This is a genomic window from Vibrio sp. D417a (assembly GCF_030248595.1).
Classification (GTDB): Bacteria; Pseudomonadota; Gammaproteobacteria; order Enterobacterales; family Vibrionaceae; genus Vibrio; species Vibrio alginolyticus.
Genome location: NZ_JAHGAM010000001.1, coordinates 48,439 through 69,256 on the forward strand (window position 1 = coordinate 48,439; position 20,818 = coordinate 69,256).

16 protein-coding genes and 1 tRNA gene are annotated in these 20,818 nt (G+C 45.8%); 7 read left to right on the forward strand and 10 right to left on the reverse strand.

Going from position 1 to position 20,818, the window contains the following annotated elements:
- Positions 1-101: 101 nt before the first annotated feature.
- Positions 102-1,412: a branched-chain amino acid transport system II carrier protein gene (gene brnQ, locus KI742_RS00230; protein WP_285385002.1), complete on the reverse strand. Its 1,311-nt coding sequence runs from the start codon at positions 1,410-1,412 to the stop codon at positions 102-104.
- An 836-nt stretch (positions 1,413-2,248) separates the two neighbouring features.
- On the opposite strand from brnQ, the gene KI742_RS00235 reads away from it, so the two are divergent.
- From KI742_RS00235 to lhgO, 3 genes are all read left to right on the forward strand, one after another.
- Entirely contained in the window at positions 2,249-3,259 is a 1,011-nt protein-coding gene (locus KI742_RS00235) for a TAXI family TRAP transporter solute-binding subunit (protein WP_285385001.1), read from the forward strand.
- 88 nt (positions 3,260-3,347) lie between these two features.
- Positions 3,348-5,471, forward strand: coding sequence for a TRAP transporter permease (locus KI742_RS00240; protein ID WP_009705104.1), 2,124 nt, complete (start codon positions 3,348-3,350; stop codon positions 5,469-5,471).
- An 8-nt stretch (positions 5,472-5,479) separates the two neighbouring features.
- Positions 5,480-6,706: an L-2-hydroxyglutarate oxidase gene (gene lhgO, locus KI742_RS00245; protein ID WP_285385000.1), complete on the forward strand. Its 1,227-nt coding sequence runs from the start codon at positions 5,480-5,482 to the stop codon at positions 6,704-6,706.
- A 47-nt stretch (positions 6,707-6,753) separates the two neighbouring features.
- Here the strand turns inward: lhgO and KI742_RS00250 are convergent, their stop codons facing one another.
- From KI742_RS00250 to KI742_RS00260, 3 genes are all read right to left on the reverse strand, one after another.
- Positions 6,754-7,158, reverse strand: a complete 405-nt coding sequence (locus KI742_RS00250) for a cystatin (protein ID WP_213911830.1) — start codon at positions 7,156-7,158, stop codon at positions 6,754-6,756.
- 174 nt (positions 7,159-7,332) lie between these two features.
- Positions 7,333-8,331 (reverse strand): cytochrome d ubiquinol oxidase subunit II, encoded by a 999-nt coding sequence (gene cydB / locus KI742_RS00255; RefSeq protein WP_285384999.1) that lies wholly within the window; start codon positions 8,329-8,331, stop codon positions 7,333-7,335.
- Between the two features lie 10 nt (positions 8,332-8,341).
- Positions 8,342-9,730 carry a cytochrome ubiquinol oxidase subunit I gene (locus tag KI742_RS00260; RefSeq protein ID WP_054579216.1) on the reverse strand — a complete coding sequence of 463 codons (1,389 nt, stop codon included), beginning with the start codon at positions 9,728-9,730 and terminating at the stop codon, positions 8,342-8,344.
- Between the two features lie 159 nt (positions 9,731-9,889).
- Between KI742_RS00260 and KI742_RS00265 the strand changes: the two genes are divergently transcribed.
- Positions 9,890-11,134 (forward strand): NADH:ubiquinone reductase (Na(+)-transporting) subunit B, encoded by a 1,245-nt coding sequence (locus KI742_RS00265; RefSeq protein WP_285384998.1) that lies wholly within the window; start codon positions 9,890-9,892, stop codon positions 11,132-11,134.
- A 298-nt stretch (positions 11,135-11,432) separates the two neighbouring features.
- Positions 11,433-12,833, forward strand: coding sequence for a tryptophanase (locus KI742_RS00270; RefSeq protein ID WP_005384172.1), 1,401 nt, complete (start codon positions 11,433-11,435; stop codon positions 12,831-12,833).
- Between the two features lie 78 nt (positions 12,834-12,911).
- Here the strand turns inward: KI742_RS00270 and KI742_RS00275 are convergent, their stop codons facing one another.
- The 3 genes from KI742_RS00275 to KI742_RS00285 all read right to left on the reverse strand — a co-directional run bounded on the left by KI742_RS00275 (position 12,912) and on the right by KI742_RS00285 (position 13,786).
- Positions 12,912-13,523, reverse strand: coding sequence for a DUF2913 family protein (locus tag KI742_RS00275; protein WP_005384170.1), 612 nt, complete (start codon positions 13,521-13,523; stop codon positions 12,912-12,914).
- Positions 13,524-13,555: 32 nt separating this feature from the next.
- Positions 13,556-13,639 (reverse strand) — tRNA-Leu (locus KI742_RS00280).
- Positions 13,604-13,786 carry a hypothetical protein gene (locus tag KI742_RS00285; RefSeq protein ID WP_021035910.1) on the reverse strand — a complete coding sequence of 61 codons (183 nt, stop codon included), beginning with the start codon at positions 13,784-13,786 and terminating at the stop codon, positions 13,604-13,606. Before KI742_RS00285 ends, KI742_RS00280 begins: the two co-directional genes overlap by 36 nt.
- A 412-nt stretch (positions 13,787-14,198) precedes the next feature.
- Here KI742_RS00285 and KI742_RS00290 point away from each other — a divergent pair, with 412 nt between their 5' ends.
- Positions 14,199-15,407, forward strand: a complete 1,209-nt coding sequence (locus tag KI742_RS00290; protein ID WP_017635515.1) for a NupC/NupG family nucleoside CNT transporter — start codon at positions 14,199-14,201, stop codon at positions 15,405-15,407.
- A 48-nt stretch (positions 15,408-15,455) separates the two neighbouring features.
- Here KI742_RS00290 and KI742_RS00295 read toward each other — a convergent pair whose 3' ends face one another.
- Together KI742_RS00295 and KI742_RS00300 are read right to left on the reverse strand one after the other, a co-directional pair.
- Positions 15,456-16,550, reverse strand: coding sequence for a DUF3541 domain-containing protein (locus tag KI742_RS00295; RefSeq protein ID WP_285384996.1), 1,095 nt, complete (start codon positions 16,548-16,550; stop codon positions 15,456-15,458).
- 69 nt (positions 16,551-16,619) lie between these two features.
- Positions 16,620-17,225 carry an alpha-ketoglutarate-dependent dioxygenase AlkB gene (locus KI742_RS00300; protein ID WP_005374161.1) on the reverse strand — a complete coding sequence of 202 codons (606 nt, stop codon included), beginning with the start codon at positions 17,223-17,225 and terminating at the stop codon, positions 16,620-16,622.
- A gap of 132 nt (positions 17,226-17,357) precedes the next feature.
- On the opposite strand from KI742_RS00300, the gene KI742_RS00305 reads away from it, so the two are divergent.
- A complete protein-coding gene (locus KI742_RS00305; RefSeq protein ID WP_053304658.1) occupies positions 17,358-18,713 on the forward strand; it encodes a diguanylate cyclase in 1,356 nt (451 codons plus the stop codon).
- Between the two features lie 387 nt (positions 18,714-19,100).
- Here KI742_RS00305 and KI742_RS00310 read toward each other — a convergent pair whose 3' ends face one another.
- Complete coding sequence (locus tag KI742_RS00310) at positions 19,101-20,657, reverse strand: DUF3612 domain-containing protein (protein WP_080773721.1); 1,557 nt, start codon at positions 20,655-20,657, stop codon at positions 19,101-19,103.
- Between the last annotated feature and the right edge of the window lie 161 nt (positions 20,658-20,818).

The following is a 20,818-nucleotide window of genomic DNA, read 5'->3' on the forward strand; positions in this document are numbered from 1 at the left end:
GCGACCCATATCAATCTTTCATTCAGGCAACTCCTTTGCCTGATATCAATAAGCGAGCTACATAGTAACTCACTTATTGAGCGATGTCTTATGTTAAATGGCTATTCATTCACCAGCTCGAATTGTTCGGTTTGGTTGGTTTTCGTCGTAAACAGCAGACCAACAATCATCATAAATACGCTAGGAATAATCCAGCTAGCAAAGTCATTGTACAGAGGCATGTAATTACCCATCCACTCATCGGTGGAATCTGGCATGTAACCTAGGATGTGCAGCGCATCAACACAACCAAACGTTAAAGCAGTGAACGCCGTCGCTACCACCATGATTTGTGACATCTTGTTGCGCACTGGTGCCATGACTATCAACGCAATCGCGACTGGGTGAAGCGCCACAACCGCTGGCAATGTGATAGCCAATAGTTGCTCTAGACCTACGTTAGCGATCAAACCTGCCAATACCATGGTCGTGATAACGCAGCCTTTGTAGTTCACTTTGCTGAAAGTGTTGTCGTAGAACTCACTGCCTGCGGTGGTTACGCCGATAGCAGTAGTCAAACACGCCAATACCATCACGGCCCCTAGTAATAGTGAGCCAAATGCGCCGAAGTGGCTGAAGGTGAATGCCGTTAAGATATCGCCACCGTTGCTGAATTCAGAACCCAAGTATGAGCTTGTCGAGCCAATGTAAGCCAATGAGATGTATACAAACGCCATGGCAACCGCGTACATCAAAGCTGCGATTAGCGTGTATTTTGCGGTGGCTTTCGGGCAATCCACACCCATGCTGCGAATCGCGCGGAAGATAATCCAACCAAAACCGATAGAACCTAATGCATCCATGGTCATGTAGCCTTGGGTTAAGCCTTCAGCAAATGCGCCAGATACGTATGGTCCCGTTGCGGCAGTTAGTTCACCAGCAGGAGAAATCAAAGCCGTCACAGACATGATGATCAAGATACCCATCAATGCAGGCGTTAAGATCTTGCCTAGGTTGTCGACCAACTTACCCGGATATAGGGCAAATAGAATGGTGATAGCACAGAAGGCAATAGTGAAAGGCACCAAAGCGGCATCACCAAACATTGGTGCAAAGCTAAATTGGTAAGCGACGGTAATCGCACGTGGGATTACGAACGCAGGGCCAATCACGATAAATACCATTACCCAAAAACTGGTCGCCAAAGGTTTAGGTAGGGCAGCGGTTAATTTGTCTGAACCGTTTACGATAGCCACCATCACCAGTGCCATCGCAGGCAGACCTACGCCCGTTAAGAGGAAGCCAGACATCCCGCTCAGAAAGTTTTCACCTGCTTGGTAACCCAAAAATGGAGGGAAGATCAGGTTACCCGCGCCCAAGTACATGGCGAAAGTCATGAAGCCCAAAGCGGCGATATTGCGTGCGCTTAACATTGTTATTCCTCTTATGTTTCGCTTGGAAGAAACTGAAAGGAATGGGAGGAGTATGTGGTGTTCCCGTCAGCTTCTTCTCAAGCTGACAGAAAGTTTAGATATAGCCTGTCAGCTCTGAATCAGTTTCAGAGAGAGCAGGAGGATCGCAGCAGCAACGCCAGATGGGCGTTTTAAAGCGAATTGTAATTGCGCAGTTGCTGACATGGGTGATCCTTAATGACAAAAAAATACCAAGGAATACGTTTGCCTTGGCGTGCTGTTACCCTAACGAACATAGGGCTATTGGCACAACCCCGAAGTAGAAAATAAGTTGATACGGTCAATGTTTGTTTATGAATTGGTGGATCGAACTGGTTTTTAATTTCAAAATTAGAATAAATGACTTTTCATTTCTGTAACATGGCTTGTTTTGCTGTATTTTTGTGCTATTTGTAGTCGTTTAGGCTATAAACCTCCGCTGATAAAGTGAGCAGTTTAGAATGATGCGCTTTTTCTTCTTATTGTTAAGACACTCATTAGTTGCAGTTCAATCCAAAAATGCATCGGCAAAATATTGCTTATTAGTGAATCGTGCATTTGTTTTGTCTTGATCACATTTTATTAACCTTTTGCGATCTAGGCGCACAACCTTCTTCTCTTCAATGAGCAAGATCTTGCTCATTACTTTGCTATCAAATCAGCAGAATTTTGCTCATTTTTGATGTCTTTCAGCACTTAATTCAATAAATACAAAGGGTTAAAAGTTGGCATTTCAATTGCTCTAGGGAATTTGTTGTTAATAAAGATTTAACATGATGTAAATCCCCAATCGTGAAACGACTACACGGAGAGTAATAATGAAAATGAATAAGCTGGTAAAAGCTTTGGCTGTCGCTGTGACTTCTTTTGGTATTGCTGCTAACGCTGCGGCAGAAGATCGTAGCTACATTCTTGCAACGGCATCGACAGGTGGTACTTACTACCCTGTGGGCGTAGCACTAGCGACGTTAAGCAAAGTGAAATTGGCACCAAAGCACCACTTCTCCCTTTCTGCAATCAGCTCTGCGGGCTCTGGTGAAAACGTCAAACTGCTTAACGAAAACGAAGCACAGTTCGCGATTTTGCAAGGTCTTTACGGTGCATGGGCTTGGTCTGGTGAAGGTCCTTATGAGAAGAGCGGTCGCCAAGAGCAGCTGCGTTCAGTCTCTATGCTGTGGCAAAACGTTGAGCACTTTATTGTTCGCTCTGACCTAACAAAAACGGGCACAGTGACTGACCTGAACAACTTCGATGGCAAGAAGTTCTCTATCGGTAAGAAGAATTCTGGTACTGAGAACTCTGGTCGCCAAATCATGAAAGGTCTGAAGGTCGACCCTGATAAATTCAACCTTGCGTACATGGGCTACGGCGGCAGTGCGAGTGCACTTCAAAACGGCACCATTGACGGCATGAACACGCCTGCGGGTGTGCCAGTTGGTGCAGTAACCCAAGCTTTTGCTGCGCTGGGTAAAGACATTTCGATTCTCTCGTTTACTGACGAGCAAATCAAAGAGGCGAACGGCAACTACAACCTATGGACGAAGTACGAGATTCCTGCGAATACGTACCCGGGGCTAGATAAGCCGATCACCACCATTGCACAGCCTAACTTCTTGGCAGTTCGTGAAGATATCTCGGAAGAAGACGTTTACCAACTAACCAAAGCGATCTACGAGAATCTGCCTTTCCTACAAGGTATCCACAAAGCAACAAAAGCAATGGCGATTGAGAAAGCGATCGCTGGCTTGCCAGTGCCTCTTCACCCAGGCGCGGCGCGTTACTACAAAGAAATGGGCATCGAAATCCCATCAGACCTAATGGCGAAATAACGCTAACTTGGCCCCGAGTTTCGGCTCGGGGCATTTTATCCCTACCGATTTCTAAGATGGAAAAAGCCGCCAGAGCTTGGAGTATGAGATGAGCGACTCAATAGAAAAGGAATTGCAGAAGTTTGAGCTGCCCACGCGCACTGATTTTCCGTGGGTAACCACCACAATCACAGTGTTTGGCGTGGTGTTGTCTGCTTTGCACATTTGGTTTAATACCTTATCGACGTTACCAGAGTTATGGATTTCCGCGACCCACTTTGCTGGCTTTGCGGTGATTTGTGCGCTTTGGTATCCGGCTCATATCTCTCTCAAGCAGAGTAAGATTGCACTCGGTATCGATGTGTTAATTGCCATGGGCGCGGTCGCATGTTTACTCTATATTCCCTATGCCGAAGATGCGCTGTATGAACGTGGTGTTAAGTTCGTGACCAGCGATTGGGTCTTCGCCATCATGGCAATTCTGATTGTGATTGAGCTGATCCGACGCACCATGGGCTGGTTTATTCCAGTGCTGATTGTGGTGTGTTTAAGCTACGTTGTGCTTTGGGGTAAGTGGGCGACAGGTATTTTCCATTTCCCGGGTTTGAGCATGGAAACTTTGCTCTACCGTAGCTTTTATTCTTCTGAGGGCATGTTTGGCTCTATCTCGCGCATCAGTTGGACTTTCGTATTCATGTTCATTCTGTTTGGTGCGTTTCTCGTTCGCTCTGGTGTCGGTGATTACATCATCAATGTGGCACGTGCTGCGGCTGGCAAAATCATTGGTGGTCCCGGTTTTATTGCGGTGATTGGCTCCGGTTTGATGGGCTCAGTATCGGGCTCTAGTGTGGCAAATACGGTTTCAACCGGTGTTATCAGTATTCCTTTAATGCAAAAAGCGGGTTTCCCTTCGCGCTTTGCGGCGGGTGTTGAAGCTGCAGCGTCAACAGGTGGTCAGTTGATGCCACCAGTGATGGGGGCGGGTGCTTTCATCATGGCGTCTTATACGCAAATTCCTTATGTCGATATCATCGCGGTGTCTTTCATTCCTGCTCTTATCTATTTCTTGTCCGTGGCGTTCTTTGTGCGTATCGAAGCCAAACGCAGCGGCGTTCAAAAAATCACGACCAGCGATGAATCTCTATTAAAAGTGTTGATCAGCGGTTGGCACAACCTTATCCCGCTGGCGGTATTGGTTACTTTGTTGGTTCAAGGTTTTACACCGACTTACGCTGCGGGCTTGTCGATCATCTCAGTGGTGGTGGCGTCTTGGTTCTCGAAAGATCACAAGATGGGACCAAAAGCGATCATCGAAGCACTTTCGCAAGGCGCGAAAAACATGGCGACAACTGCCGTATTGCTGGTGGGTATTGGTCTGGTGATCAATGTGATCAGCACAACGGGTATCGGCAACACCTTCTCACTGATGATCGACGGTTGGGCGAATGGCGACTTGTTCATCATGATCGTTCTGATTGCACTCGCTTCTCTTGTTTTGGGTATGGGTTTACCCGTGACAGCGGCGTATATTGTATTGGGCACACTGTCTGCCCCTGCGCTTTACAAGTTGATTGCGGAAAACCAATTGCTTGAATTGATGGTGTCAGGTCAATTGCCTGAACAAGCCAAAGCCATCTTTATGTTGGCGGCGCCAGAAAAGCTGGAACTGCTTAATGCACCAATGGCGTTGGAAACCGCGAAAGAAATGGTAGCGCTAGTACCTGCGGACTTTATGGAAACCCTATTAGAGCAAAGTTTGGGTATGGAAGCGGTAGGCTTGGCATTGCTGGCTGCTCACCTCATCATCTTCTGGTTATCGCAAGACAGCAACGTTACGCCTCCAGTCTGTTTGACCGCCTTTGCTGCGGCAACCATTGCTAAAACACCGCCAATGCGTACCGGTTTGATGGCGTGGAAAATCGCCAAAGGTTTGTATCTTGTCCCGCTGTTGATTGCTTACACAGGCTTAGTCAGTTGGGATGTAACGTCGGTAATTACCGTGGGCTTTTTTGCCATCATCGGTACCTATGCATTGATTGGTGCGATTGAAGGTTACTTGGAAGGCCCTCTAAACATTCTGACGCGTCTCTTGTTGGTAGTGGTGGGTACATTGCTGGTTTGGCACGACATACCAATGTTGGTTCGTGTGGCAAGCTGCGCGGTATTTGTCGCGGTGTTCATTTACAGTGGTCGCAAGTTCAAATTGCAACAATCTCAACTATCGGTTTTATAAGAGGTCGTATGAAATCAGTCTATGACTACATCATTGTTGGTGGCGGTATCGTTGGTGTGTCGACAGCATGGCAACTGCAGCAACGCCACCCAGACAAATCCATTTTATTGGTTGAGAAAGAGTCCGGTTTTGCGAAGCACCAAACCGGACACAATAGCGGCGTGATTCATGCTGGAGTGTACTACGCACCGGGCAGCCTAAAAGCCGATTTTTGTAAGCGTGGGGTAGAGCGAACCATTTCGTTCTGTGCTCAGCACGATATTCCGGTGGAGAACTGTGGCAAGTTACTGGTTGCGACCAATGAGCAAGAAGTCGAACGCATGAATGCCCTCTATGAGCGCTGCCATGTCAACGGCATCGACGTAAAGCTACTCGATGAAGTTCAACTCAAGCTGGCTGAGCCAAACATCACGGGATTGGGCGCGATTTATGTCAAAACCACCAGTATTGTCGATTATCGTTTGGTCACGGAGCAGATGGCGGAAGAGTTCAAAAAGCTCGGCGGTCACATCAGCCTGAGAACCAAAGTGGTGGCTGCCGAAGAGAAAGACGAAGAAGTTCAATTGACCTGTATTTCAGGCGGGCAAACCATGCAGCTCAATGCCAAATTCTTGGTCACTTGCAGCGGCTTGATGGCGGATCGCATGACGAAGATGATGTCTATTACGACCGATTTCCAAATTATCCCTTATCGCGGTGAATACTACCGCTTAGATAGCAAACACGACCAAGTGGTGAATCATCTTATTTATCCAATTCCAGACCCTGATTTGCCATTCTTGGGTGTCCACCTAACTCGCATGATTGATGGCAGTGTGACCGTTGGTCCAAATGCGGTGCAAGGCTGGAAGCGAGAAGGGTACGACAAGGTTAACTTCAGCTTGCAAGATACCATGCAAATGCTCAGTTTCTCCGGCTTTTGGAAGGTGACACAAAAGCATCTAAAAACCGGACTGGATGAGTTTAAGAACTCGTGGTGGAAGCCGGGCTACCTCAAGTTGGTCAACAAATATTGCCCAAGCATCAAGGTCGACGATCTCAAACCATATCCTGCGGGTATTCGTGCGCAAGCAGTGTTATCCGATGGCACCTTGGTTCATGACTTTTTGTTTGCCGAGAGCGCAAGAAGCCTACACGTTTGCAACGCACCCTCACCCGCAGCGACATCGGCAATGCCGATTGGGGAATACATTTGCGATAAAGTGAATGAGAAGATAGAGGCGAAAACGGTATAAAACAAAGGCGACGTAACGGTCGCCTTTATTGTATTTGAATCTGGGATTTAGGAGTTGCCATCTTTAGGGCAGAGTTCGCCTTTCTTGGCGTGTCTTTCGATCATGTAATCGCCTCGGGCACTGTGCAATACAATTGCATTCCAGACTTGACCATCTTGCAACTCGAACTCAAACGCATAATGGGTGCCGCCGACCATTTTGGTTCTCACCTCATGAATTGCTTTCAATTTATCATCGGCATTCATTTGATAAAGCACCATGTTGAGTGAGCGTCTGGCGTCAGGAGTTGCCTCAGCAAGTTGCCAATGGCCCTGCTCGTTTGTTGCGGAGCAAATAGACCGCATTTTACTTTTCATGGCGGATGACATCTGCTTGTCTACGGCCAAAGCATTTGGTGAAAACAGTGGAACCGTCAAAGGAATCAAAGTTACCAGAAACCGCTTTAAGGTCATAAAAACACTCCGTTGTTTTACTCTTGCTTGAGTATAGACCTCAATGGCTTCAGATGTGGTGCAGTAGACTCTGGGCCTACAATATCGCAGTTCGTATCAACGAACTGATGATAAACAAGGCGACCACGCTTGCCAGCCAAATGCCAATGAACCACAAAATGGGCTTTAGTTTCATCAGTGATATCCTTCTCCACGTTTCATCTTGCCGCGGAACACCCAGTACGAATAAGCCGTGTAGGCTATGATCAGAGGAAGTAATACCACCGCACCGGCAAGTAAAAATGCCAAACTTTTGTCTGGCGCGGCGACGTCTTGATAAGTGAGTGCGAATGGGACCAAGTAAGGGAATGTACTGACACCGAAACCCATCGCGGACACAAGAAACAGGCCGATCGCAAGAACGTAGGCTCGGACGGCTTTGTGGTCGAGTAAGGCTTTGAATAACTGCCAAATAAGTGCCGCTGTAATAATTGGTAAAATGAAAAACAGTAGCGAGTTTGGTAATGAGAACCAACGATCAAATACGATATTTTGGCTCAATGGCAGCCACAAACTGGCGATGAATATACAGGCTACCATCGCTAGTTCCCATCGTCGCGCGACCACGTAATAGCGCCCCATCAGCTCTTCTGGAAGCTTGATTAATAACCAGCATGAACCGAGCAGAATATAAGCACAAACAAGCGCCAGGCCACAAAATACGCTAAATGGTGAAAGCCAATCAAACCATCCACCTGCGTATGCTCGTTCACTAACCTCTATACCTTGGAGCAGGGTTCCGAGCATAATGCCTTGCATCAATGCCGCGGTGAGTGAACCAATGAAAAAAGCGCTATCCCATAAAAACTTTCCGCGTTGTGTTCGGAAGCGATACTCAAAAGAAACCCCGCGCAGAATTAACCCGAGCAGCATTAAAATCAGGGGAGCATAGAGTGCTGGCATAATGACCGCGTAGGCGAGGGGGAACACGGCAAAAAGTCCACCACCGCCAAGAACTAGCCAAGTTTCATTCCCATCCCAAACAGGAGCGATGCTGTTCATCATCATGTCGCGCTCTTCATCGTCATTAGCGCTGAGGAATAGGATACCAATACCGAGATCAAAGCCATCTAACACGACATAAATCAGAACGGCGAGCCCAATCAAAGCGTACCAAATTAATGCGTAATCCATGAGTTAGCTCCTAGGTTAGATGGTTAGAATGTGTGATGGCATCGGTTTTCGTGCCATCAGGAAGTCGGCTATCTAGGCCTTCTTCATATCGAGTTGGAGACTTACGCATCAAACGTAGGAGATAGAAGAAGCCAGCTCCAAAAACCACAAAGTAAACCACGATGAACGCCGTCAGGGAGACGCTCACCGCGGCGGCATCAATAGGCGATGCCGAATTGGCTGTGGTTAAAAGACCGTATACGGTGTAAGGCTGTCGACCGACTTCGGTAGTTATCCAGCCTGCTAAAACTGCAATGAACCCCGCTGGGGCAAACAGGACACAAATACGTTGAAGTGCCCTTGAATCAAAAAGTTTGCGACGTGTTCTTAGCCAAAGGCTCCACAAACCAATAACAAGCATGCCAAAACCAAGCGCGACCATTACTCGGAAAGACCAGAAAACGATAGAGACAGGAGGGTGTTCCTCCTCTGGAAAAGCATCTAATCCCTTCACTTCACCGTTGAGGTCATGAGTTAAGATCAAACTACCGAGTTTGGGGATTTCCAGTGCGTATTCCATGCGTTTTTCTTCATCGTTAGGGATACCGAAGAGGATCAATGGCGCGCCTTGGTGAGACTCATAGTGCCCTTCCATCGCGGCGACTTTGGCGGGTTGATGTTCAAGGGTGTTTAAACCATGCATGTCTCCAGCAACGATTTGAATTGGTGTCACGATGGCAGCCATCCACATTGCCATCGAGAACATAATTCTGGCTAGAGGGTTATGGTTTGCTTTTAGTAAGTGATAAGCGGCAACGCCGGCTACAACAAAGGCAGTAGTAAGGTAAGCGGCGAGCAACATATGAACGAGCCGGTAAGGGAAGGAAGGGTTGAAGACAATCGCCCACCAGTCTTCTGGGATAAACTGTCCGGCTTCGTTGATACTGTAGCCCGCTGGTGTTTGCATCCAACTATTAACCGAAAGTATCCAAAACGCAGACAAAAACGTCCCGAATGCAACAATACAAGTCGCGGCGAAGTGAAGCTTCTTACCCACCTTATCCATACCGAAAAGCATCACGCCTAAAAACCCAGCTTCGAGGAAAAACGCAGTAAAAACTTCATAACCCATTAGCGGGCCTAGGATTGGGCCTGTTTTGTCGGCAAACACGCTCCAGTTAGTACCGAATTGATAGCTCAACACGATGCCACTCACCACACCCATACCAAAACTGATGGCAAAGATTTTGAGCCAGTACTTATAGATTTGCATGTACTGTTTGTTGCCCGTTTTTAAGTACAAGCCCTCTAATACAGCGAGATAACTTGCCAAACCAATCGTAAAAGCTGGAAAAATAATGTGGAAAGAGACAGTAAAGGCAAATTGGAATCTAGCTAGGTCAATGGCGAGTGTGTCCATGAGCGGTCCCTTTTTCGTTGGATAAACTGTTCGCCGGATTTAAAGAGGAGACAGAAGAGTGGCGAACAAGGTGAAGTACGAAGAAGGAAGACGAAGAGATTAAAAAACGATCGCTTTTTACACATGTGCGTACCATCTTTTAGATAAAGGAGGAGCGTTATGAGCCTTAAACATTACTTTGAGAAAGCGACACCTAAGTTTGGTCCAGGTGGGAAGTATCACAAGTTCTACCCACTGTTTGAAGCTGTCGAAACCATTTTTTACACGCCTGGTAAGGTAAATCAGGGCATGACTCATGTTCGAGATAGCATCGATTTAAAACGTATTATGATCATGGTGTGGCTGGCGGTCTTCCCTGCCATGTTCTGGGGTATGTACAACATAGGCCAGCAAGCGAGTGATGCCTTGTTGTATGGAATGGATCAAGCCTCAGCTCAGCAAGCGCTTGTTTCTTCATGGCAACTGAGTTGGGTATGGGGCTCGTTAGATGCGGTTTCACAAGCGGGGTGGGCAAGTAAAATGTGGCTTGGCGCCACTTACTTTATTCCGGTTTATGCTACGGTGTTTATCGTTGGTGGTTTCTGGGAAGTTCTGTTTGCTATTGTGCGAAAGCATGAGGTGAATGAAGGTTTTTTTGTCAGCTCTATACTCTTTGCGCTGATCCTTCCTCCGACAATTCCACTATGGCAAGCGGCTTTAGGTATCACTTTCGGTATTGTTGTGGCGAAGGAGATTTTCGGTGGTACTGGACGAAACTTCCTAAATCCAGCTTTAGCAGGGCGCGCGTTCTTATACTTTGCCTATCCTGCCAACATGTCAGGTGGTGCGGTATGGGTCGCGGCTGATGGTTACTCTGGCGCTACTCCACTTAGCCAATGGTATGAAGGTGGGCAAAGTGCCTTGATAAATAATATGACAGGACAAACAATTTCATGGGGAGATGCTTTTGTTGGTAATTTACCAGGCTCGATGGGTGAAGTCTCCACGTTGTTGATCGCACTAACAGGCTTGGTTCTCATCTTTATGAAGATTGCATCGTGGAGAATTGTTGCGGGCGTGTTGGTCGGTTTAATCGGAGCTTCACTACTATTGAATGCGATCGGTTCAGACTCTAACTCCATGTTCTCCATGCCGTTCTACTGGCACTTCGTGATTGGTGGGGTTGCGTTTGGTACCTTCTTTATGGCGACAGACCCTGTCTCGGCAGCTTTTACCAATAACGGGAAATGGGCATACGGACTATTAATCGGTGTGATGACGATTTTTATCCGAGTGCTGAACCCGGCTTATCCAGAAGGCATCATGTTAGCGATTCTATTTGCTAACTTATTCGCGCCACTTTTCGATTACCTAGTCAAAGAAAGTAATATCAAACGCAGAATGAAAAGGGCGAGACCTTCTTAAAATGAGGGTGACCTCACTGAAAATTGATTGAAAACTACACTATATTGAAAAGGTCAGAGACATGGGGTTTCTGACCTTTTATTTTTATCAGGAGGACGAAGACGATGAGAATAAAGGATATTCTCGATAGCCGTTTGGTGCTGTCGTTCTGGTATAACCTAGACTACTGCTTGTCTCTTCTTAGTAAAATCTCTTCTCGTTGATTTCCTCAATGCAATCGCATTGAAAAGCATTCTATCTATTTGTTTTTTAGTCTTACGTGAAACTGCGTAGGGCAATGCGTATAAGGAAATTAACAATGAAACGTATTCCAGAACCTTTCCGTATCAAAATGGTTGAGCCAATCAAAATGACGACTTTGGCAGACCGTGAAGTCGCGTTAAAAGAAGCGGGCTATAATCCATTTCTTCTTCGTAGTGATGATGTTTATATCGATTTGCTGACTGACTCAGGCACTGGTGCCATGAGTGATAATCAGTGGGCTGGCATCATGATGGGGGATGAATCCTATGCGGGGAGTCGAAATTACTACAACCTGTGTGATGCAGTGGAGCACTTTTTCGGTTATAAGCTCACCGTGCCTGCACACCAAGGGCGTGGTGCCGAGCAAATTTTGTTCCCCGCTTTGATTGAGCGTATGCGTCAGGTGCGTGGTGGCGAAACGCCAGTATTTATCTCGAACTACCATTTTGATACCACAGCGGGTCACATTGAACTCAATGGCGGTAAAGCGATTAACGTGGTAACGGAAGAAGCATTCGACACCACTACGCCTTATGATTGGAAGGGCAATTTTGATATCGATAAGCTGGTGGCAACAATTGAAGCGCACGGTTCGCATAACATTTGTGCAATTATCACCACGATTACTTGTAATAGCTCCGGTGGTCAGCCTGTGTCGATGGAAAACATGCGCAGTGTGTACGAGATTGCAACCAAGTACGATATTCCAGTGGTGATTGACTCGGCTCGTTACTGTGAGAACGCCTACTTTATCAAGCAGCGTGAAGCGGGTTACGAGAATAAATCGATTCTGGAAATCATCCGTGAGATGTACCAGTACGGTGATATGCTCACCATGTCAGCTAAGAAAGACCCGATGGTAAACATTGGTGGCATGTGTTGTATTCGTGATCATAAGGAGTTGTTCCAGGCGGTGCAGACGCGCTGCGTACCCATGGAAGGATTTGTAACATACGGCGGCATGGCTGGGCGTGATATGGAAGCGCTCGCTCGCGGTTTGTATGAAGCCGCGGATGAGGATTTTCTTCACTATAGAATTAGCCAAGTTCAATACTTAGGTGAGCGCTTACGTGAAGGCGGTATTCCGATTCAATACCCAACGGGTGGTCATGCGGTGTTTGTGGATGCCGCTAAGATTTTGCCACATATTCCAGCGGATCAGTTTCCTGCGCAGGTATTGTGTAATGCTTTGTACTTGGAAGCGGGTATTCGAGCAGTAGAGATAGGATCGTTGCTGCTTGGTCGAGATCCGGAAACGGGTAAACAAAAAGCGTCAGAGCTTGAGTTGATGCGTTTGACCATTCCACGTCGTGTCTACACAAACGATCATATGGATTACATTGCGGATGCGATTATCGAACTGAAAAATCGTGCACATGAGTTAAAAGGGCTCACTTTCGAGTACGAGCCACCAGTGCTGCGCCACTTTACTGCTCGATTTAAAGAGATCGATTAACTCAAGTTTAAATCTAGATAAGCAAAAGGCCGCGAGTTTCACGGCCTTTTTCGATTCGTTTATTTCTTAGCGTTACAGTTACGCTAACTCTAATGTGATGCGAACGAACTGGTCGTCTTGATACTGCACTTCATAATTGAAGGTACCACTGGCGTAAATGCTGCCAAGGAAAAGTGAGCGTTGACTCATTGGTCCGCGGAACAGCATCGAAATAGGAGCGATTAGGGCGTTATTATCATCGAAGTGCTGATTTAAGTTCTCAGAAAGCACACACAGCAAACAGCCGTGTTGGTCGTGAGATAAGTCGACGTCTTCCGGTCGCGATAATAACACGGTAGTCCCCAGTTTCTTCTCAATCTCGTTGATCAGCAGCAAGTAGCTATCTAGATCGGGTTGAGGATTTCTGGGTTTGTCTGCACCGACGCAGCGCTCGAGTAATTCTTCCAGATTTCCGTTCTCACCTTTTGCCTGCTGAGTCAAAGATTTTAACGGCTTTTTAATCAGCTTATAGCGATTACTCTTCAGTTTTGGTTTCAGCCATTTCTGAAGTAAGTCATTACGTTCTTTAAGGGAGAGGCCATGCGAGGACGCGTGAATTTTAAAGTGCAGGTGTAATAAAGCGTGAACCGCAAGCTCACTCAGAAGTTGGTTAGCATCTGTAGACTGTCTTGCCTGCTTAGAACTTTGCATTACACTCGAACAAAATTAGGGAAGAAGGATAATGGTGCCGAGAGAGGGGCTCGAACCCTCACACCAAAGGCACTAGCACCTCATGCTAGCGTGTCTACCAATTTCACCATCTCGGCATCATGATGCTCTGAATACTCAGAGGCCTCGAAAGAAGCAACGCGAATTATAACCAAAATCCACCTGTTGGCGAGAGCAAAATGACGAATTTTGGCTCTTTCGAGTTTGATTGCGTATTTATTGGTCACTTTTATGTTTTTTACCATCAACGCCTATCCTTATGCCCTTGCTTTTATTAATGGTATGACGACAAAAGAGTACTTTTGCCTAAATTTTGAACGCTTGAACGTTTGCGTAAATAAATGTGATGAATATCTCTTTTTGTTGGCTATACTTGCGTCCCGTTTAAGCGGGAATTAGGGTTTAGTTGTTCAGGACCCTTACCCATACAAGCCGTCACATGGAGCAGGCCAAGCAACATGCTCGCCAGCAGTGAATGACCCCACGGACCGGACCAGCTACGTTCAATTGCTTGTATAAGGTAAAAATAAGATGTCGAACTATTCGTTCTGTCTACATTCTGGATCTAAAAGTGAGTTATCACTCGCTGCGTTGTCCCTTTCTTCTGCCAATTCCTTTGGCTCTTTTTTCTTTTTCAACGTTTAGTAGGTCTAGCTCATGAGTGTTCTATTTAGTCTATTTGGTATTGTTGCACTGCTAGGTTGTGCTTTCCTACTTTCTGAGGGTCGTTCTTCCATTAATTGGAAAACTGTATCTCGCGCCTTGATGCTACAAATGGGGTTTGCTGCTTTGGTGCTCTATTTCCCGTTGGGTCAAGCGGCGCTGGCGAGTTTAAGTAATGGTGTCGCGGGGCTACTCAGCTTTGCTGATGAAGGGATTAAATTCCTCTTTGGTGACCTCGCTTCTTCTGGCTTTATCTTCGCTATCCGTGTCCTTCCTATCATCATCTTCTTCAGTGCTCTTATCTCCGCCCTTTACTATTTGGGCATTATGCAAAAAGTGATTCAATTTATTGGCGGCGCTATCCAGAAGTTCTTGGGTACGAGTAAAGCAGAGTCTTTGGTTGCAACAGGGAACATTTTCTTATCTCAAGGCGAGTCACCACTTCTTATTCGTCCATTTCTTTCTAACATGACTCGCTCTGAACTGTTTGCCGTGATGGCTGGTGGTATGGCTTCAGTGGCGGGCAGTGTGCTTGGTGGTTATGCTGGTTTGGGTGTCGACCTCAAATACTTGATCGCGGCAAGCTTTATGGCAGCACCAGGTAGTTTGATGATGGCAAAAATCATCGTTCCTGAGCGTCAAACGCCAAGCGATTACAACAATATTGAGCTAGATAAATCAGAAGAAAGTAACGTTATTGATGCGCTAGCAAGCGGTGCCATGGGCGGTATGAAAGTTGCCGTTGCTGTTGGTACCATGCTTATCGCTTTCGTGAGTGTTATCGCGATGGTGAACACGGGGCTAGAAAACTTGGGCGAGATACTTGGTTTCTCTGGCGTAACGCTACAAGCGATTTTTGGTTATTTGTTTGCACCTCTCGCATGGTTGATTGGTGTGCCAAGCCACGAAATTCTAGCTGCGGGTTCATACATTGGTCAGAAAGTGGTGATGAATGAGTTTGTTGCGTTTATCGATTTTGTGCAGCACAAAGCGACACTGTCTGAGCATACTCAAATTATTATCACTTTTGCGTTGTGTGGTTTTGCGAACATTGGCTCAATTGCGATTCAGTTGGGTTCTATCGGCGTGATGGCACCTGAGCGCCGCAAAGATGTTGCAAGTCTAGGCCTAAAAGCGGTTGCTGCTGGTACACTCGCTAACCTGATGAGTGCGTGCTTAGCGGGCATTTTTATCTCTCTCTAATTTAGATTGAAGATACACACTAAAAACCCGCCTAAATGGCGGGTTTTGTTATTTCTGAGGCTTGGGCATTAAGCCGTAAGGTATCGATTTAAAAGCCTCTGGGTGCTCTTGATAAGTTGGCGCTTTATGTACCCCTTTCCAATCGAGCAGCATGATGGCTAGCACGTTACGGTGTTCGCCGTACTTGAGATCAAAGTTACCGTCGACCGACGGAATCATCCCTTTTTCTGCGTTGATTGCGTGACGAATGGCTTGGCGGGTTTTCTTTACGACCGGATCATGGTCCAAGCCTGCTAACAAAAACGAAATGCCGACTTCCGCAATCACGTCTTCTTTGGCGCGCAGTAGGATAGTGTCGATATTGTTGCGAAAGTAATCATAAATCCATTGGTGTTTCTTCTCGCTTACTCGCTCCTGATAATACTGTGAATCGGCAAAGATGATGTGCGTCATACCATAAAGTTTGTTCCAATACTGCTGAGCTGAAAGCATCTTATCTTTATCGTCGGGGTAGGTGTCACGGAAGGTTTGAGTGAATTCCTCGACCACATCTTGCTCTCCTAACTGACGAAGCCAGTAGACTTGGTTTGCAAGCTGAGCTGCCCATGCTTCTATCATCTCTTTGTCCGTAACGTAACGCGAGAAATCGTAGCGCCTAATAATTTTTCTCAGCGTTTTGTCTTGTTTATGCTTTAGGCCATATTCGTTTGCTCTTGCCATTGCGCCAAGCAAATCCACACCAAGATAAAGGTACTCAGGATGGTGTTTAGTCACGGTATAGCGTCGCTGACCTCGTTCGGTTTCTTTCTCTTGATACGTGGTCAGCCTTTGAGATGAATAGAGAATGATGTCTTCTGGTTCAACGACTTCATTAGCAAATTGGTTTAACCGGCTGGCTACTTGTGCCATGTCGGTCCAAATGGCAGCGTGATATTTCTCATCTAATGTTTGGCGGTACATGCGTAAGCCAAAATGGCCCTCTTTAAACGCCGGGAAAGTGAACAGTTCTTGTTCGTAGGTACTACGAATCAACTGCGCTGATTGAGTATTATCGAGAAGCGGTACCTCTTCCTGTGATGCCTGAGCTGCAAAGGTAAGTGAGCAAGAGAGTAAGACCGCTAAGCTAAGAGGTTTAATACGCATAAATCCATTCCCTATGAAGTCCTGAACCTAAACCTACCATCAATATTAATTGAGAATGTAAAAGCTGAGTCAATAGTTAAAAATTTGCCTAAAAGTCAGGTTGATACGTTCATCTTTAGTTTTCGCGGTTTTTGGTACGCAGTGCTTCCAGTGATGCTGTAGCTCGCCAGCCATAATCAGTAAGGAGCCGTGAGAAAGCTCATATTCAATCTCAGTTTTACAATGTAAATTTCTAAGCAAAAATCGACGTGTTTCACCTAAGTTCAAAGATGCGATAACAGGGTTTCTACCTAACTCTGGTTCATTATCTTGGTGCCAGCCCATTGAGTCTTGGCCGTGTCGATATAAGTTAGCGAGAACAGAATTAAAAGTGACATCAGCAACTGATTCACAACGCACTTTCAGCTGAGTTAACTCAGGAGTCCAAGGGTGAGGCTGCATGGTTAAGCCTGAGTAAGTATATGCTGCATCACCGTGCCACGCTTGTAAGCGAGGTTGAAGTACTGACTTGCCGAACATAGTAATGTGTTCTTGGTGCCATGGCAGTGTTTTTCGAAGTTGGTCAAAGTAATTATCCGCCTCAAGATGGCTAAGAAAATGAGGATCATAATAAAGTTTTCCTCTTTCTACTTCTTGCCATAGATCGCCGCCAAATAAATCGCCTTGTTGATGCATCATCTCACACCTAAAACATAAAAGTTGTCAATCACTGTTACCTTTCTGATTATGATTGGTTATTCTTGTGATAATAAGAATTTTAACAATAAATAAAAAATCTCGTAATTGTATACGAGTTGTGGGGAGAAAATGCGTTATTTACCCAGAAAACGATGCTATTTTGCATTGTTCTTCCTCACCTTTTTCGCTTTGTGTATTGGGGTTATCGAGCTGTTAAATCGAAACCAGCAAGAGCTTCACAAAGAGCGAGTTCAAGTTGAGGCCAAAGAACAACTTTCCATTCTCCGTTCCAATTTGGAAGCGGTACTTATGGCGGATATCTACAAAGCCAGTACTTTAGCGACACTCATTACTTTACTTCCTAAAAACCAAGAAGAAGAATTGAGTATCGCCGCTCACCGAATCCTAAATAAAAGTAAACATATTACAATCATCGGTATCGCGAAAAATGATGTAATTAGTCATGTATTTCCACGCCAAGGTAATGAGCGCCTAATCGGCCTTGATTACCGCGCAGTGCCACAGCAGTGGGTACAGGTGCAAAAAGCCAAGGATGTACAAGAAATTTTCATCGCAGGGCCCGTTACATTGATCCAAGGTGGTCGAGGTTTGATCGTGCGTGTGCCTGTTTTTCTTGATCCTCCAATGAATCAGGACTACTGGGGAGTGATCAGTGCGGTGATTGATTTCGATGCTCTGATGAGAGAAACCGGCGTAATTGATTTCTCGTATCGTTACCCTTTAATGATCCGTGGTTACGATAGCGGTGGCTCATTTGGTGATGCTTTCTTTGGCGCGCAAAGTATAAATAGCATGGTATATGCAAAAGAGATGGTTCATTTTCCTTATGGTGGGTGGAGTATGGTGGTTTTCTCTGGAGGCAAAGCTGATCGCCAAATCTCTTGGCATCAGTTGCATTTAGCTAGAGTAATCGGCTATCCCATTATATTCGCACTTAGCCTCGCGCTGTTCGCCATTTATCGACTGTATACCATTGCAGATGACAGAGCTTTACACGATGAACTCACGAATTTACCAAACCGTCGCTATTTTATGAAGTTTTACAAGCAGCAGTTCGAAATAGCGAAACGTTATAAAAAGCGTTATAGCTTCGCCTTAATTAATATTGACCTAGATAGGTTTAAACACATTAACGACACCTATGGTCACGACGCAGGTGACAAAGTTTTAATCGCTACGGCTGAAAGGGTAAAAAGCTCTCTGCGTAAATCAGACATCGTGGCCAGAATGGGCGGTGATGAGTTCTTAGTTGTAGTTCATCACCCAGGAACGGAAGAAAATGTTCAGTCTCTTCTACAAAAACTTCGATTAGCGCTATGCTCTACGCCCGTCATTTACGATGAAACGCTTATCTATTTGAAAGCCAGTATTGGGTACGCGATATTTGACCCGCAAATGTCATCTCCTGAGCAAATGATGAAAATAGCCGATGAGAGAATGTATCAACAAAAGCATGGCGGATGAGCCTGAACCCAGTTTCAATAAGGGGTTAGAGGAATGGTAAAGTTGGGAGCCCGAAATCTCATCATCATTGAGGTGCAAGAATATGTGACTTCATATGTTCACAGACACTTTGCTGAGAGAGTCGTTATTAGCAGTGCATTCAGTGGCATATTTGCATAATGTTGCATTTTGCAAATGCAGTTTGCGAAATTAATGGTTAATAAAGCAACGATATGCATCTGGATCTACTAAAAAACGGCTTTTTTAAAGTTGGCACGCATCGTGCTTTACTTAGAGTGACCCTTATTAAGCCGAGGGTCACCTAGCCAACTGACGTTGTTAGTGAATACAAATTGTTCACAAGTATATACCGCCAATCACGTTTATTGTGATTGGCGTTTTTTCTTTCTAAAGCCCGATGATATTCACGTCGCTGCCCGTCTCATCAGCTTCTCCGCACTTGCTGTAACAACTAGGTTGTCTTGGACAAACCGCCCCTCTGGAGCAGATCAACCTTGCTTGGGTTTGAATCCCGCGCTCTATCCAGTTGATGTTTAATATCTTAGCGATAGTCGTTAAGTCTTTTTTGATGTGGGGAGGAATAACACTACTTCCGCCGGAAGCGACACAAAGGGACTTAAGTTCTTCCGCTATGGAAACGGCATCGCCACCTTGTGCAGAAATAGCAGGGTTAAGATCAATACCGGCACATAGCACGCGATTATTTCCCGCAGGGTCAAATACGTTGACCGATTCGCAGCAGTAGATACGTGGCTCGTCGCCAACATTTAAAATCGAAATTTGCGCTGAACTGGTATCCAAAGGCTGGGAAAGGCGTCGGAATACCGCCCAGTGCTGGCAAGGGTCGTTTACTTTGCGCATGTTGCCCCAAGGCAATGGAATACCATTTCCTCGATACACTGCTTTTAACTTGCCGGGGCCATAGGCATCAAAATAGTGCCAATGAGGGTAAGGCGAGACCACCGTCATGCGACGCATTGCAACGGAAGGAGAAACGCCGGCCTTTTTGTGAACATCAATTTCGTAACCGGAGCGGTCAAGCAACTGACGAAATGGTACTTTGGGGCAAAGCAAGGCACCAGCAAAAAAGCTGGACTCAAAATCACGCCAAGCTTGCAGGATATCTTGCGAATTGAGTTCAGAGTTCGACACAGGGCTGTCCATTTGCTCCCAATTGTTTTGATGCCCGATAGATAAAACGTTATTCATTGCATCGCTGCTATGGAGCACTCGATGGCCGATATATACCGCCAAGTCATACTTCAATCGGGTTGGATAGTCACGCATTCGTTTATTGAGATAAATAGTCCCAGGTGGCTCCATGAAAGACGTAATCAACTGTTTGGCGCTGACGCCCAGTTCATCAATCACATCTTGTGGCGCTCGATCTACCCAGCGGATATCCAATCCCATACTCTTTGCAATGTCTACGAGATCTTCTACAGATAGATTCAGCCGCTTCAAGCCGACCTCTTCGGCGGCGCGCTCTAAATCAGGAAAATGGTTTTGATGGTTTTCTTGGTGTGCGCGGATCAGTAAGTGGGCGAATTGACGCCCCGTGATACCTGTTTGGGAGAGCATTTCTGGTATCGCGATTTGAAGAATATCATTGGAAAACAGGAAGCTCGGCTCCAACGCCATGCCACTAATCCCGCCACGATTTCCTTTGTTGGGTGTGATGGCTTCTAATTCGGGTTCATCATCTAAAAACCACGCCGGATCTTTTTGAAAAACTTCCGCGATCACTTCGAGCATATCGATACTCGGTACGCGTTTTCCGCGCTCAATCATTGAAAGGTAAGAAACCGACGGAGCGTACTCTGGATTAATTCTTACACAACGGGCAGACAAATCTTCCATCGTTAAATGGTTGTTTTTTCTTAGGTTACGAATTTTCGTACCAAGAAAATGAGACTGACGAATAAGGCTTTTTGACACAGACATTTTGTAAAATTCACATTGTAAAATTTTTGTTGTGAAATTGTAGTCAATATTTCGCTAGTCTACATAATGAGCAGGCAAGGAAATTAACCATCCACTTCACAGAATTGCCTGAAACTTAAATAAAGGATTTAAGTTTTTACTCTAGGACGAGTTTTTAAGTG

Excerpts from the sequence above, each read along its gene's own strand:
- KI742_RS00235 (WP_285385001.1), top strand. The coding sequence starts at position 2,249 with ATGAAAATGAATAAGCTGGTAAAAGCTTTGGCTGTCGCTGTGACTTCT.
- KI742_RS00285 (WP_021035910.1), bottom strand. The coding sequence starts at position 13,786 with ATGGTAAAAAACATAAAAGTGACCAATAAATACGCAATCAAACTCGAA.
- KI742_RS00275 (WP_005384170.1), bottom strand. The coding sequence starts at position 13,523 with ATGCAAAGTTCTAAGCAGGCAAGACAGTCTACAGATGCTAACCAACTT.
- KI742_RS00240 (WP_009705104.1), top strand. The coding sequence starts at position 3,348 with ATGAGCGACTCAATAGAAAAGGAATTGCAGAAGTTTGAGCTGCCCACG.
- KI742_RS00290 (WP_017635515.1), top strand. The coding sequence starts at position 14,199 with ATGAGTGTTCTATTTAGTCTATTTGGTATTGTTGCACTGCTAGGTTGT.
- KI742_RS00265 (WP_285384998.1), top strand. The coding sequence starts at position 9,890 with ATGAGCCTTAAACATTACTTTGAGAAAGCGACACCTAAGTTTGGTCCA.
- brnQ (WP_285385002.1), bottom strand. The coding sequence starts at position 1,412 with ATGTTAAGCGCACGCAATATCGCCGCTTTGGGCTTCATGACTTTCGCC.
- KI742_RS00260 (WP_054579216.1), bottom strand. The coding sequence starts at position 9,730 with ATGGACACACTCGCCATTGACCTAGCTAGATTCCAATTTGCCTTTACT.
- KI742_RS00295 (WP_285384996.1), bottom strand. The coding sequence starts at position 16,550 with ATGCGTATTAAACCTCTTAGCTTAGCGGTCTTACTCTCTTGCTCACTT.
- KI742_RS00270 (WP_005384172.1), top strand. The coding sequence starts at position 11,433 with ATGAAACGTATTCCAGAACCTTTCCGTATCAAAATGGTTGAGCCAATC.
- lhgO (WP_285385000.1), top strand. The coding sequence starts at position 5,480 with ATGAAATCAGTCTATGACTACATCATTGTTGGTGGCGGTATCGTTGGT.
- KI742_RS00250 (WP_213911830.1), bottom strand. The coding sequence starts at position 7,158 with ATGACCTTAAAGCGGTTTCTGGTAACTTTGATTCCTTTGACGGTTCCA.
- KI742_RS00305 (WP_053304658.1), top strand. The coding sequence starts at position 17,358 with ATGCGTTATTTACCCAGAAAACGATGCTATTTTGCATTGTTCTTCCTC.
- KI742_RS00310 (WP_080773721.1), bottom strand. The coding sequence starts at position 20,657 with ATGTCTGTGTCAAAAAGCCTTATTCGTCAGTCTCATTTTCTTGGTACG.
- KI742_RS00300 (WP_005374161.1), bottom strand. The coding sequence starts at position 17,225 with ATGCATCAACAAGGCGATTTATTTGGCGGCGATCTATGGCAAGAAGTA.
- cydB (WP_285384999.1), bottom strand. The coding sequence starts at position 8,331 with ATGGATTACGCATTAATTTGGTACGCTTTGATTGGGCTCGCCGTTCTG.